The 13,296-nt window shown below is 54.9% G+C and carries 10 protein-coding genes and 2 pseudogenes; 6 read left to right on the forward strand and 6 right to left on the reverse strand.

The window, feature by feature from the left end; genetic code table 11:
- From H7F08_RS13740 to H7F08_RS13750, 3 genes and pseudogenes are all read left to right on the forward strand, one after another.
- Nucleotides 1–207 (forward strand): annotated as a pseudogene (locus tag H7F08_RS13740) (glycine cleavage system protein H); the annotation flags it as partial.
- Nucleotides 208–210: 3 nt separating this feature from the next.
- Nucleotides 211–1,137: a DNA-3-methyladenine glycosylase family protein gene (locus H7F08_RS13745; protein ID WP_193640830.1), complete on the forward strand. Its 927-nt coding sequence runs from the start codon at nt 211–213 to the stop codon at nt 1,135–1,137.
- Nucleotides 1,134–1,517, forward strand: coding sequence for a DUF488 domain-containing protein (locus H7F08_RS13750; protein ID WP_193640831.1), 384 nt, complete (start codon nt 1,134–1,136; stop codon nt 1,515–1,517). The genes H7F08_RS13745 and H7F08_RS13750 overlap by 4 nt, the downstream gene beginning before the upstream one ends.
- Before the next feature lie 34 nt (nt 1,518–1,551).
- Here H7F08_RS13750 and H7F08_RS13755 read toward each other — a convergent pair whose 3' ends face one another.
- Nucleotides 1,552–2,247: a Crp/Fnr family transcriptional regulator gene (locus H7F08_RS13755; RefSeq protein WP_193640838.1), complete on the reverse strand. Its 696-nt coding sequence runs from the start codon at nt 2,245–2,247 to the stop codon at nt 1,552–1,554.
- A 279-nt stretch (nt 2,248–2,526) separates the two neighbouring features.
- Here H7F08_RS13755 and H7F08_RS13760 point away from each other — a divergent pair, with 279 nt between their 5' ends.
- Nucleotides 2,527–3,591 (forward strand): DMT family transporter, encoded by a 1,065-nt coding sequence (locus tag H7F08_RS13760; protein WP_193640832.1) that lies wholly within the window; start codon nt 2,527–2,529, stop codon nt 3,589–3,591.
- A gap of 28 nt (nt 3,592–3,619) precedes the next feature.
- On the opposite strand, the gene H7F08_RS13765 is transcribed toward H7F08_RS13760, so the two are convergent.
- The 5 genes from H7F08_RS13765 to H7F08_RS13785 all read right to left on the reverse strand — a co-directional run bounded on the left by H7F08_RS13765 (nt 3,620) and on the right by H7F08_RS13785 (nt 11,588).
- Nucleotides 3,620–4,147 (reverse strand): carboxymuconolactone decarboxylase family protein, encoded by a 528-nt coding sequence (locus H7F08_RS13765; RefSeq protein ID WP_024895191.1) that lies wholly within the window; start codon nt 4,145–4,147, stop codon nt 3,620–3,622.
- Between the two features lie 177 nt (nt 4,148–4,324).
- The gene (locus H7F08_RS13770) at nt 4,325–7,369 is read right to left on the reverse strand and encodes an efflux RND transporter permease subunit (RefSeq protein WP_193640833.1); all 3,045 of its coding nucleotides are present in this window, start codon (nt 7,367–7,369) and stop codon (nt 4,325–4,327) included.
- The gene (locus tag H7F08_RS13775) at nt 7,369–8,409 is read right to left on the reverse strand and encodes an efflux RND transporter periplasmic adaptor subunit (protein ID WP_193640834.1); all 1,041 of its coding nucleotides are present in this window, start codon (nt 8,407–8,409) and stop codon (nt 7,369–7,371) included. The genes H7F08_RS13770 and H7F08_RS13775 overlap by 1 nt, the downstream gene beginning before the upstream one ends.
- Nucleotides 8,406–9,755 (reverse strand): TolC family protein, encoded by a 1,350-nt coding sequence (locus H7F08_RS13780; RefSeq protein WP_193640835.1) that lies wholly within the window; start codon nt 9,753–9,755, stop codon nt 8,406–8,408. The genes H7F08_RS13775 and H7F08_RS13780 overlap by 4 nt, the downstream gene beginning before the upstream one ends.
- Before the next feature lie 600 nt (nt 9,756–10,355).
- Nucleotides 10,356–11,588 (reverse strand): IS256 family transposase, encoded by a 1,233-nt coding sequence (locus tag H7F08_RS13785; protein WP_227487888.1) that lies wholly within the window; start codon nt 11,586–11,588, stop codon nt 10,356–10,358.
- A 134-nt stretch (nt 11,589–11,722) separates the two neighbouring features.
- Between H7F08_RS13785 and H7F08_RS13790 the strand changes: the two are divergent.
- Together H7F08_RS13790 and H7F08_RS13795 are read left to right on the forward strand one after the other, a co-directional pair.
- Nucleotides 11,723–11,973: pseudogene (locus tag H7F08_RS13790) on the forward strand (integrase core domain-containing protein); the annotation flags it as partial.
- A gap of 657 nt (nt 11,974–12,630) precedes the next feature.
- Nucleotides 12,631–13,236, forward strand: a complete 606-nt coding sequence (locus H7F08_RS13795; protein ID WP_193640837.1) for a hypothetical protein — start codon at nt 12,631–12,633, stop codon at nt 13,234–13,236.
- Nucleotides 13,237–13,296 lie beyond the last annotated feature (60 nt).

Raw genomic sequence — 13,296 nt, forward strand, 5'->3', positions numbered from 1 at the left:
GGTGAAGTCATTGCCCGCAACGAGCAATTGTTGGAAGACCCGCACCTGATCAATATTGATCCTTACAAGGACGCCTGGATTGCCCGCGTCAAACCGGATGATCCCCAACATGCCCTGGACAACGTCAAAACCGGTAGTGAAGCTATTGAAGCACTGGAGGCCTGGATCAAACGCTATGGAGTGCAGTGTATGCGCTGTTCGGAATGATCCATGAATCAGGCCGCAAGCCGTTTTACGCTCAGCCCGCCCGCGCCCTTTCGCCTGGACCTGACCGTCTGGGCACTCCGTCGTCAGGCTCATAATCAGATAGATAGCTGGGATGGCGAAATCTACCGGCGGGCCTGGCAATATTCAGGAAACAGGCTGGAGGTCCGGCTTTGGCAAACTCAGGCAGGCAGGACGCCACTGCTGGAAGGAGAAGTCCAGGGGAACTGCGTTGATGCGTCAAGCGTTGCCTGGGTCAGCAGGCAACTTTCGTGGATGCTGGGTCTGGACCAGGATCTTCGCCCCTTCTACGCGATGGCCGCCAGCGACTTGCGGCTGGCAGCTCTGGCGGATCGCTTTCAAGGATTCAGGCCGCCGCGTTTTTCCTCCCTCTTCGAAGCGCTGAGTAATGCCATTGCCTGCCAGCAATTGAGCCTGCATGTCGGCATTCTCCTGCTCAACCGCATGGCAAGGCTGTGCGGTAACGATCCCGAAGTAACGGACCTGCTTGTGCCTTTCCCGAACCCCGCCGCCTTACTGCAGCAGGAAGCAGCCAGCCTGCGCAGACTGGGATTCAGTATCCAGAAGGCGAAGTTCTTGCAAGGCATTGCAGAAAGTGCTGCAGCAGGTCAACTGGCGCGTGAAAACTGGCAAGGCCTGAGCAATTCTGAAGCCGCACAGCGCCTGCATCAGTTGCGCGGTGTCGGCCGTTGGTCTACAGAATATGTGTTACTGCGCGGGCTGGGGCGTCTGGACGTGTTCCCAGGTGATGATGTAGGTGCCCGCAAGGCCTTGTATCAGTGGCTGGAAGAAAAGTCTGCTCCGGACTATACGCAGGTAGCCAAAAGGTTGCAGCCTTGGCAACCCTATGCTGGCATGCTGTATTTTCTTCTGCTCTTAAACCGCCTGGAGAAAGAGGGACATATACCATGACATCCCATTCGCCGTTGCGATCGCAATCCCCTGAGATCATTACCTGGCGCGTCTATGAGCGCCCTCTGCCAGCAGGCTACCACGTGCTCGCTGAACGTCTCTGGCCGCGCGGGGTGCGCAAGGAGGATCTTCCCCTGGACGACTGGCCCAAGGAACTCACACCCAGCACCGCCTTGCGTCAATGGTTTGGGCATGTAGAGGATCGCTGGACCGAGTTTCGTGAGCGTTATCTGAAAGAACTTGCCGAACACCAGGAAGAAGCCTGTCGTTTACTGGATAATGCGGAAGGTCGGCCGGTCATTCTGCTGTATGCCGCCCACGATAAAATCCATAATGGTGCTGTGGTACTTCGGGAGTTTTTGCTATCACAGTCCTGCTGATCCTGACACCATCACGACCGGCCTACTTCAAACGTTATGACGAATGACCGGCGGCCCAACACTGCAGGGCACGTGGATCGGGAATATCCAGCACGCGGCGATTGACTGTAATCAGCCCGGCTTTGCGCATACGCAATAGCAAGCGGGACAGGGTTTCCGGGGTCAAGCCCAGACGGGCAGCTACTGCTGATTTTTTGGCGGGAAGCTCCACAACAGCTGCAGCATCCAGAGCCGGACACAAATCCAGCAGATAACTTACCAGACGTTGTTCTGCCGACTCGACACTGAGCTGGCGGAGCTCCTTGACCAGAAAATGTAAGCGCATACTCAGCCGTGCCAGCATCTGCCGCATCAACTGGGGCCTTTGCTCCAGAATTTCCAGAAATAAGGCGAGGGGTATTTCCAGAACCGTTGTGGAACCTTCCGCAGCAGCCGTTACTGGATAACATCCCCCCAGAAAAGCAACGGCTTCGGCAAATAGATCGTTTTCCCGAATAATTTCAACAATTTTTTCCTGACCAGTGGCGGCAGCAGCAATCAGATGAATACGACCGGAGAGGACCAGATAAAAAGCATTTGCGGTCGCCTTTTCGACAAACAGAATATCGCCTGATCCCAAATGGACTGTTTTGCTGTGCTTCAGTAAGGAATCCAGCAACGCTTCTGGCCAGGCCGAAAAAAGCGACGTTTCGCGCAGGAGTGAGGGTACATTATCCGTGATGGCTTCCATCAAAATAGGCACTCACTGGAGAAAAAGGCAGGATAGCCATCGCCCGTCAGCACCGCAAGCACAAAACCATCCTGGCAAGCAGGATTCACTCTGATCGGGCCAGAAGCTGACCCATGAATTGATTTATAAAATTGCAGTCTGGATAATGAAATCCTCGCGAGACGACAATGGATCGGCAGGTAGACGTAATCGGATACTATCGGCACAAGCCGCGACGCGCCATATGGACGTATAATTCCTGTTCCACTCGTACTGAGCCAGGATGCTGAGCATAATTCCATGAATATGATCCAGAAACTGATTCGTCCCGGAATTCCGGCAGCGATTTTCTCCGCCCTGCTTTTTGGTGCCAGCACCCCTCTGGCCAAAATTCTCCTGGCGTCGGTCAGCCCCTGGATGCTCGCGGCCCTGCTTTATCTGGGTTCCGGTCTGGGGCTCAGCGTGTATCGACTGCTGCGCCGCAGTCCGCGCGTCCATTTATCGCGTGCAGACACTTTCTGGTTTGGAGCCTCCGTACTGGCAGGAGGCATCATCGCACCAGTGCTGTTCATGTTCGGACTGCGGGGTGCGGCAGCATCCAATGCCTCCTTGCTGCTCAATGCCGAATCCGTATTCACCACGCTGCTGGCCTGGTGGGTGTTCAAGGAAAACTTTGATCGTCGGATTGCCTGGGGCATGTTCGCCATTGTGCTCGGCATGGTGCTGCTCAGCTGGCCCGGTGCCGGAACACTGCAATTTCATATCCAACAGTTGTGGCCAGCAGCGGCCATCATTGCCGCCTGCTTTGCCTGGGGTGTAGACAATAATCTGACCCGGAAAGTCTCCCTGACGGATTCCAGCTGGATTGCCGCCAACAAGGGATGGGTCGCGGGTAGCGTCAATCTGCTACTCGCCTTATGGCTGGGCAGCGCAATACCGGCTCTACCCGATGCCATTGCTGCCATGATTCTGGGATTTTTTGCTTACGGGGTCAGCCTCGCCCTGTTTGTGGTTAGCTTACGCCATCTGGGCAGTGCCCGCACGGGGGCCTATTTTTCAAGCGCTCCCTTCTTTGGGGCCATTCTCAGCGTCATCATCCTGGGTACTCCGGTCACCCCGCTACTACTGATCGCGGCAGCACTGATGGCCTGGGGCATCTGGATGCATCTGGATGAACGCCACGATCATGTCCATTCCCATGAGGCCATGGATCATGCCCACATGCATATCCATGACGTCCATCACCAACACGCCCATGCCTTTCCGGTTGCTCCAGGAACCCGCCATGCGCATCCGCATCATCACGAGCCCCTCACCCACAGCCACCCTCACGTGCCGGACATGCATCATTTACACAAGCACTAAATCGCGCCAGCCATAGATTTTCAGGAGGCTACAAAGGCGCCACCCGAAACGTTTCAAAGAGAATATCTACGGCAGTATGCTGGGCACCGTGGGCAACAGCGTCGAAAATGTCCTGATCCGTCCAGCCTTCCTGGCGCAGTTGGTCAACCTCAGCATCTTTGACAGCATGAGGATTTCTCACCGCACGGACCACATAATCCAGCAACAGATTTTCGCGCTCGGCCAAGGGACCATTACGGGGATTTTCGAGGGCTTTCTGGATAGCCTCGGGCGAGATTCCGGCATTGACCAGCAGCGACTGATTGAAACCAATGCAAAACTGGCAGTGTCCATCTTCTGAGAGGATATAACGCAGCAATGCCAGAAAGTTAGCCGAAAGGCGTGGATGCTGTCCGAAATACCCCAATAACTGCATTTGAATGGCCAGCAATTTGGGGCTGACACCAAATAATTGCAGGCCTTCCGGGACGCCTCCGAAAGATTTCTCAATGGCCGCATAGAGTTCTGCCAGCTCGCCGGTGGCTTCCGAAGGTGGGGTAAGGGTAAGTGTGGTCATGACCATTCTCCTCTGTTAGATAATGAAAACATAAGGTACCAACTGTCCGGTATGTTGTCGAAAGCAACAAAGAACCAAGACATACCTGAGGGACTAAAATATTGTTTAGCGACCCGCGCATGGTAGTAGCATCATGACTCCCTTTCACAAGGACGGGCCTTTCCCTGAACCAATGGATCAGTGTATAACGCGCACTGATCCCTTTTTAGAAAGTCTTTCCAGCCACGCGTAAATTCCAGGCATCACCAGCAGTACCAGAGGAATTTCAGCCAGCAATCCGGAAATAATGGCGATGGCCAAAGGTGCCTGCATTTGTGCCCCGGCACCCATCCCCAAGGCCAGCGGCATGAGGGCCAAAATGGCGATAATGGCCGTCATCAGCACCGGCCGTAGCCGCGCCTTACCAGCCCGAACCAGTTCATGGGACTCCGCAGACTGCGCTTCCGCAAAAAAGAAAATCGCCGTTTCCGTGACAATGCCAACAATCATGGTCATCCCGATCATGGCGGTAATATTACGCTCAGTGCCGGTCAGCCACAGGCCGATAAACACACTGCCCAAAGCCAGAAGCGCCGTAGCGAGAATACTCAGGACCACGGTAAAACGCTCGTAGAGAAACAGCAGCAATACCGTCACCAGCAGAATGGCCGCCAGCAGCACCAGCGCCAGTTCGCGCATGGACTGTTGTTGTTCGCGATACAATCCGCCATATTGCAGGTAGACCCCTCGGGGTAACTGCAGGTGGGCCAGACGGACCTTCACCTCGCCCATCACCGTACTCATCGCCCGCCCCTCAATACGGGCTGTCACTGCCACCATGGGTTTGAGGTTTTCGGAGTTCAGTTCCGCCTGCCCGGATTGCATCCGAATTTCGGCCACCTGCCCCAGGGTCAGATAATGCCCATCGGGGGCAATTATGGGGAGTTGTCGCAGGCGATGGATTTCACTCCAGAGTGCATGGGGAGCGCGGACGCGGACCCCGATCATTTCCTGGCCTTGGGGTATTCGACTGACCACACGGCCCGCCATCAAGGTTTGCAACTGGCTGCTGACCTGACCGGGAGTCATTCCCTCCAGGGCCGCCTTCACCGGATCCACATGAATATCAACGGCGTCACCGGCAATGACAATCCCATCAAACACCTCGACAACACCCGGCACCTGCCGGATTTGTCCAGCCACTTGCCGGGCCAGTTTTTGCAGCGTTTGGGGATCCGCACCGAAGAGCTTGATTTCGACAGGCTGAGGGACGGCGGTTAAATCTCCGATAAGATCTTCCATCAGTTGCCCCGTTTGCACCCGCAACCCCGGAACCTGATTATGAATCTGCGCACGAACGGCCTGCATCACCTGCCAGATGGTGTGCTGTCGCTGCGCCTTGAGGCGGATAAAAAAGTCTCCGGTGTTCGCTTCTGTGATGCCGCCGCCCAACTGCAGACCCGTGCGCCGTGAATAACTGGCCACATCCCGATTCTGGGCGAGAATCTGCTGTACCTGATCCAGCAGTCGATCCGTTTCCGCCAGAGAAGTACCGGGAGCAGCGGTATAATCCAGCACGAAGCCCCCCTCGTCCATCGCGGGCATGAAACCACTGCCCACCTGGGTGTAGGACCATCCTCCCAACAGCAGAAAGGCCAGCACAATCAAAGATAAAAACAATGGTCGCCGCAACAGTTTTTCCAGATAATGCCCATACATGCGGCTGAACCAGGCCAAAAAACGGCCCTGATGTTCGGCCTGCCTGGCATCCCGGGGTCTCAGGAGCAAATCGGCGAGGAGGGGCACCGCCAGATAAGCCACCAGAAAGGACACCAACAGGGCCGCTGCAATGGAAATGGCCAATGCCTGAAAAAAAGCACCGGTAACCCCGGATAAAGAGGCCAGCGGTATGAAAATGATGATGGTTGCTGCCGATGAGCCCGCCAGGGGTTTACTCATTTCCAGGGCAGAATGCAGCACGGACACCGGCTTACCTTCACTGGGGTTATCGGTAATGCGGCGCATGATGTGTTCGAGCATGACCACAGCATCATCTACTACCAGGCCCACAGCTGCCGCCATGCCCCCCAGCGTCATGATATTGAAGCTCTGGTGCAACACATACAGGATCAGCACGCTGGCGAGGAGCACACTGGGCAGCACGATGGCCACAATGAAGGTCAGCCGCAAGTTCCGCAAAAACACCAGCAGCACCAAAGCCGCCAAAGCCGCGCCGATAAAAATGGCATCCCGTACACTGGATGCAGCAGCGGTAATCAACTGACTCTGATCGTACCAGGTACTCAGCTTTATCCCTGCCGGAATGCTCTTGGCATCCTTGCGCAGCAGAGTCCGGATAGCCTGATCAATGGCCACTGTATTGGCACCCATCTGCTGCTTGATATTGACCAGCACAGCATTTTTGCCATTGGCCGTCACTGTGGTCCACTGGGGTGCGGTTCCTATCCGAACCTCGGCCACATCGGCCAGGTCCACGACCCCGGCCGTACCGGTCTTCAGTACGATATGACGGATATCCTGCACATTTTTCAGGGGGCTTTCACTCAGAATCTGGTAGAGGCGGTAATGTCGTTGCAATCGACCCACGGCGGTAATGACATTGCCATTACTCAGTGCCTGCTCCACCGCCGTCAGACGCAGCCCATAACTCTGCAGACGCATGGGATCCACCACCACCTGATATTCCTTACGCGCTCCGCCCTGCACTTCGACCTGCGCCACGCCGTGGATAGCCAGCAGCAGCGGCCGCAGGTCATATTCGGCATAGCGCCGCAGGGCAACCGGATCCAGACGATCCGAGGTCAGCGACAGACCCAGCACCGGAAACACGGTCGGATCCATGCGCCGCGCCGTAAACCGGGTGTCTGGCGGCAAAGCGGGCAATACCTTGTTGACTGCCGATTCCGCCTGCAACAAAGCTTCGGTCATATTGCTGCCCCAGGCAAACTGCACAGATACATCGGCGGCACCACGCGCCGTGGTAGAACGAATGCGCTCGACACCGGGAACCGCCCGCAAGGCCTGTTCCAACGGCCGGGTGACCGCAATTTCTGTCTGTTGAATGGGCATGTTCCCGGAATTTACCGAGACTTCGATCCGTGGGAAAACCACATTGGGAAACAGGGCCACCGGCATTTTCATGGCGGCCATCAGACCCGCCAGGACCAATACCAGCAACAGGAAAAGCATGGAACGCCGATGCTGCAGTAACCAGGCACCCATCAGGATTTCCCTTCTATCCGCAAGGCCATGCCGTTTTTCAGCTCATAGTTGCCGAGACTGACCACCGAATCACCTGCGCTCAGCCCTTGGTTGACCGCAATCCAGCCATCCTGCTGCCAACCCGTTTTCACCCAGCGTTTTTGGGCTTTGCCCGCCACATCTATGAAACAATAGGATTTACCGCCCTGCTGAAGAACCGCACTTTCCGGAACCGCCACAGCCTTTTGTCGATGCAGAATAATTTCCGCCTGCAGCATGGCACCCGGCATTAAATCGGGACTTGCAGGCAAAGGGACCACCACCTGGGCAAGTCGCGTTTGCGGATCAATCTGACTATAAATCTGCTGGATTTTTCCATGCACCGCTGCCTGCCCTCCATATACCGGGAGCAGCTGCACGGAATCTCCCACCTGTATGCGCGACAAATCTGCTGGCTCTACCCCCAACAACACCCGCAGGGCATTAGCCGTACTCAAACTGAGCAAAGGCTGGCCAGCGGGGACGAGATCACCCTGATGGACATGTACGATGGTCACTACCCCGTTGATGGGCGCAGAGACCTGTCCTTTTTGCAGTTGTTGCAGACGCAACTGGATATCCTGCAAGGCGGCCCGCGCCCGGGCCAGCGATTGATCGGCCGCCTGCAGTTGGCTATTGGTTGCCAGTTGGCGCTGGCGCAGGCTTGCCACCCGTTGCTGGTCGGCAATGGCGAATTTCAGGGCAATTTCCGCCTGTTTCCGTTGCAGTTGATCGCTGACCGAAGCCTGTATCTGCAGCAAAGGTTGTCCTTGCCTGACCCTCTGCCCGGCAGCCACCAACACCTGATTGACCAGGGTTTCGGCTGGCAGCACGATGGTCCTGCCATCTTCCGGCGCAAACTCTACGGTACCGTAGACCCGCAACTGATCGGCCATGGACATCATGCGCGCTGGCGTAACTTTTACCAGAGCGGAAACCTCTGCCCCGGCAGATCCCGCAAACAGCAAGCACAGGCAGCATCCCCAGGCCAGAATTTTTCCGCCCGAAAACCGTGTTCTCATTTCTGACTCTCCCAATCGGCATAAGGTACGCCAACCGCCATTTCCAGAGCAGCCTGCTGGGCGGCATAGGACTCCTGCAGCGCCAGTAATTGCAGACGCTTCGCCAGGGACTGGCTGCGTATGGTTTCATAATCCAGCAAGGTCACGTCATGTTCGGCAGCCGCCTTGCGTAAGCGGTTTTCGGCTTTCTCCAGTTCCGGGACCTGTTGCTGCAGGGGCAGGATTTCCCGGGCCAAACGGTGGAGGTCCGTCACCAGACGGTAAATGTCAGCGCGGGTCTGAAACAAACGGGCGGCATAGGCTGCCCGCAGTTGAGTACGGGTAGCCTCGCTTTCGGCAATGGCCCCACGATTCCGGTTCCAGAGGGGAATATCCAGGGTCAAACTCGGGCTGTAGCTTTGTATATTGGAAGTATCCGCAGCCTTTCCGAAACCGATGGTGAAACCCGGATATTGACCCAGAATGGCCCGCCGTACCCGGGCTTCCTGCGCCTGATAACCGGCCCGCAGAGCCACCAGGTCCAAGCGGTGCTGGTCTGCCAATTTCACTAATGACGCCGCATCGGGCATGCTTTTCCTAAGCTGCGGGGGCTTTATGTTGAGCGTCATTTTCGGGGGCAAACCAATAGCCTGGTTGAGTTTCTGGCGGGTATCCATGACTTGTCGACCTAAGGCCAAAGCCCGATCCTGACTATCCAGCCAGGCAATTTGCCGCAGTGAAGCGGTAGTGATGGTGCTATCCCCCAGACGTAAATTTTCAGCGGCGGCTTGATACAATTTCCCGGAGGTCCTGGCCGCTGCTGCCGCGACCGCTTCCTGCGCCTGCAAATAATAAAGCTGACGGGCAAGTACGCGCGTATTACCGGCTTGCATCCACTCCTGCCAGGCGACTTGATATTGCACGGATTTCTGCTGGGCGCGGGCAATATCCAGATTGGCTGAGCGGGTAAACAGACTGGCGAGGCTCCAACTCAAACCCATGCTATAGGCATTGTAGTAGCCGACTGCGACATTGCTGGGCAAGTCCGCACTGAGTGACAGTTGGGGATCGGGAAGCAATCCGGCCGCGAAAACCTGCGCCTGGGCGACCCCCAGATTGGCCCGCATGGCTCGCAACTGCGGGTTGAGCAACACCGCAATGGTTCCAAGATCCTTCCCGGAAAATGGTCCCTGCAAATCCATTGACTGGACATGGGAGTACATCCGCGCCAATGCCGCTGCCATTTTCTGATGCAGATCCTGCCTGGAGGACAGATGCTCAGGCAAAGGCGCTGCCTGATAATGCGCGCATCCTGTCAGCAGTAACAACAGGCCAACCGTGAAGGCTGACCATAATCGTAATGCCATAAATCCAATGCTCCCTGAAGGTTGAGAACGCTTAATCGAGGTGTCTATCAACCACCCAGCGCCTGTCTATCAGTATGTCATGACGGAATTAGGCGAAACTTAGGATGAGGATTTCCAGTGCGCCGTGAGTCGTAGTCACCATGTTGCAGATACAGACCATCTTTGGCGTCGAGATGGTCTCCAGCGCGCTAAAAATATTCGAATTGCTTGGTACAAAATTGGTAGTGCAGAGCGCGGATAATTTTCACAAGCTACGCAAAAAGGGAATTACCATCAGAAAGACTGCCGATGTAATAATTGCATCGTTTTGCATTGAACATCACCTCCCCCTGCTGTTTTCAGATAAAGATTTCAAATCTTTTGTAGAACACCTCGGCCTACGTAATGCAATTTACATATAACGTAGCTCAGGGACGTCCGATTGAGCGCGCCTGGCAGCAAGAACCGCAACTTGCCGGTATTTCGACATGATGAAAGTGCCCCTTGTAAAGACTAACGTCTGAATTCAACGGAGTGCTTCAGCGCGTCCGCCGGAATGACGGGTTGGGCTTGGCGACGAGCTATAGTCAAATCTGGTGTATGAGCATTTTCTGACATAGATCAGGCGGCGGTCTGTTGATCATCCGGCAGGATGAGGTTAGACGGTAAGCCATCGATAAATTTCACCCCTGCAAAAAGCTGCAGGACTTTCTCTGGAGCATAAATCCCAATCCAGCGTTTTTCAGCCTGCTGCAGCATCTTGAAACCCAACCCCAGAAAGCTGCTGCGTGATACACAGTTCTTCGTCCGGGTAGTCCGGTGGCGTACCGTAGCGAAGGTGGACTCAATGGCATTGGTGGTCCGGATATGCCGCCAGTGTTCGGCCGGAAAATCATAGAAAGCGAGCAATTCAGCCCGATCTTTTTCCAGTTTAGCCACAGCCTTGGGATACTTTGCCTGGTAATTGCGCACAAACACGTCCAGTGCTTTTTCCGCAGCCTGGCGATTGGCGGCCATCCAGATTTCCTGCAACGCTGCCTTGGCTTTGCTCTGTTGGGCTTTGGGAAGTTCGTTGAGAATGTTGGCGGTCTTATGCACCCAGCAGCGTTGCTGACCAGTTTCGGGATAGGCTTCATCCAGTGCGGCCCAAAACCCCATGGCACCATCCCCAATGGCGAGCAAAGGGGCCGTCTCCAGACCGCGCGCCTGCAGGTCACGCAGGATCTCCAGCCAGGAAGCTTTGGATTCGCGCAGGCCGTCACTGACACTGACCAGCTCTTTCTTGCCCTCTGCCGTCACGCCGATAATCACCAGCAGGCAGATACGCGGATCCTCCTCCGCACGGAGGTTCGTATAAATACCGTCTACCCACCAGTAAGCATAGCGCTTTCCCTGTAGGGAGCGGTGTTGCCAATGGGCATACTCTTGCGCCCACTCCGCCTTGAGACGTCCCAACACCGCAGGTGAAAGTCCCTTGGCCTCATCACCCAGCAAAATGGAAAGGGCTTCCTGCATGTGGCCGGAAGACACCCCATGCAGATAGAGCCAAGGTACTGTAGCGGCTACCGTTCGTGATTTGCGTACATACGGAGGCGCCAGTACCGAATTGAATTTGATCCCCGATCCTGAGCGGTCCCGCACCTTGGGTACTTTGACGGGTACCGGACCCAGAGCGGTCAGGATCTCGCGCTCCGGCAGATGCCCATTACGCACGACCGCCTGACGCCCATCAACCATCCGCACCGTCGCAAATTCTTCCAGCAATACCGCCACCTCTGCCTCTATGGCCTGCTCAATCAGAGAGCGTGCCGCGCGTCGAAGTATCCCTTCAATGCCCAGACCCAACTCTCCCATCCCACCTGCTATTACGGTATTCTTTTCCACGGCGTACTCCTTATGTTGCTCTTTGAGTCGGAAACCCTTTGTAGCAACAGTACGCCACCTCATTCAAGCCAGTTGTAACGGCCCGTACACCACTTTCGAGCATAGCTCGTCGTGGCCGCGCCCTGGATAACATCTTCGTGGAGCGGCTTTGGCGCAGTGTGAAGTACGAGGATATTTACCTGCGGGGCTATGGCCATGTACCAGAACTTATGGTTGGGCTGACTGCCTACTTTGCTTTTTACAATAGTCGCCGCCCGCATCAGTCCCTCGGCTATCTGACACCAGATCAGGTAACCTGACAGGGCAAGGGGGCGGCGCCTGCATTATGGACCGCTATCCAAAAGTCGCAGCATGACCATTACTCAGGGACGATTTGGGGCAGCGCCATTCTGCTGCAATGTTAGAAACCAGACTAGCTTAAACTCCCGCTCTTTTTGCCTTGACTCATGGGTCCACCATACTGGAAGAGTTAAACTCTCTCGAACAAATAGATGCATTGATCTACGGAAAAATACAGGTAGGTATTATGCGGGTTCAGCATTTACCGGCAATGCTGCAATCCCATATGTTCTACGCTGAACCTCTCGTAGCCGTTCTACCTGCCAAACACCCGCTCTGTCCGGCTTCTCCCAATCTGTCAGTTCTGAAATATGCCAGATGGCGAGCACGCCGCCTACTAAATATCACTCCTCAAGATACTGGGCGCGAATGACCGCTTCCGCTGCCATGCCGCCGTTGAGCACTGATGGACGACAGTAGGCTGAAAAACAGACAGTTGAGGCCTATGGTCAGAATGAGTACTCTAATTGCTTAGGGGCATCCTCCGCCATTCCAAAACACTTGTTGTGCCTGCCTATACATCCCGATACGATGTAAATAGTAAGCATGTTATGTAGTCTGCTCATGATTTGGCCTCCTTGAGGAAAACAGGTATTCATTGACACTGGTATGATTTTTACATGCTGAAATGGTAACTCAACATCAAAAAAAGATGATAGACAGGTGGTGCTAGATGGAGTCTGAGATTCGTATCGACACAGATGCCGAGGCAATCGTCCTCATTGAGGCAACATTAGCTCCAAGCATAAATCTAGCCTTCTATCAGAATTCATTACCAATATTGCGTGAAATGGTTGTCGTCAATAATGGGGATTGTTTGATTAGGGACGTACGACTAACGATATCCTCTGTACCGCCGTTCATCTCTACGAAACATTGGCATATTGCATCAGTCGGCGCACACCAGCGGTATCACCTCTCAGACCTTGATGTGACACTAGATGGCTCTACCCTAAGTCGGCTTACCGAGGCCGAAACCTCTCAAGTAAGTATTTTACTGACTGTCGAAGGGGAGAAAGTCATTCATGTTGACAAACCTATAGAACTTCTCCCTCGTAATCAATGGGGTGGAGTCAGTAACATCCCAGAGATCATAGCGGCTTTCGTCGAACTCAATGACCCGGCAGTGGAACGGTTACTGAAAAAGTCGGCGGATATTCTTCGACAAAATGACAAACGTAGTTCATTAAACGGTTATGAAGGGGGGGCAAAGCGGGTGGCTCCTCGCTACTTGGAGTGGATACGAGGGTACGGTAGTCTTAGGGCATTGCTGATCTAGGGAAGGTTAATGATGGACGAAGACAAGCTGTTTACCTTGGCGTTGGGGTTGGTTCCGCCG

The organism is Acidithiobacillus sp. HP-11 (genome assembly GCF_015100075.1).
GTDB lineage: Bacteria > Pseudomonadota > Gammaproteobacteria > Acidithiobacillales > Acidithiobacillaceae > Acidithiobacillus > Acidithiobacillus thiooxidans.

Bases quoted from the DNA above. Each gene is read 5' to 3' on its own strand.
- H7F08_RS13745 (WP_193640830.1), top strand. From the start codon at position 211: ATGAATCAGGCCGCAAGCCGTTTTACGCTCAGCCCGCCCGCGCCCTTT.
- H7F08_RS13750 (WP_193640831.1), top strand. From the start codon at position 1,134: ATGACATCCCATTCGCCGTTGCGATCGCAATCCCCTGAGATCATTACC.
- H7F08_RS13755 (WP_193640838.1), bottom strand. From the start codon at position 2,247: ATGGAAGCCATCACGGATAATGTACCCTCACTCCTGCGCGAAACGTCG.
- H7F08_RS13760 (WP_193640832.1), top strand. From the start codon at position 2,527: ATGAATATGATCCAGAAACTGATTCGTCCCGGAATTCCGGCAGCGATT.
- H7F08_RS13765 (WP_024895191.1), bottom strand. From the start codon at position 4,147: ATGACCACACTTACCCTTACCCCACCTTCGGAAGCCACCGGCGAGCTG.
- H7F08_RS13770 (WP_193640833.1), bottom strand. From the start codon at position 7,369: ATGGGTGCCTGGTTACTGCAGCATCGGCGTTCCATGCTTTTCCTGTTG.
- H7F08_RS13775 (WP_193640834.1), bottom strand. From the start codon at position 8,409: ATGAGAACACGGTTTTCGGGCGGAAAAATTCTGGCCTGGGGATGCTGC.
- H7F08_RS13780 (WP_193640835.1), bottom strand. From the start codon at position 9,755: ATGGCATTACGATTATGGTCAGCCTTCACGGTTGGCCTGTTGTTACTG.
- H7F08_RS13785 (WP_227487888.1), bottom strand. From the start codon at position 11,588: ATGGGAGAGTTGGGTCTGGGCATTGAAGGGATACTTCGACGCGCGGCA.
- H7F08_RS13795 (WP_193640837.1), top strand. From the start codon at position 12,631: ATGGAGTCTGAGATTCGTATCGACACAGATGCCGAGGCAATCGTCCTC.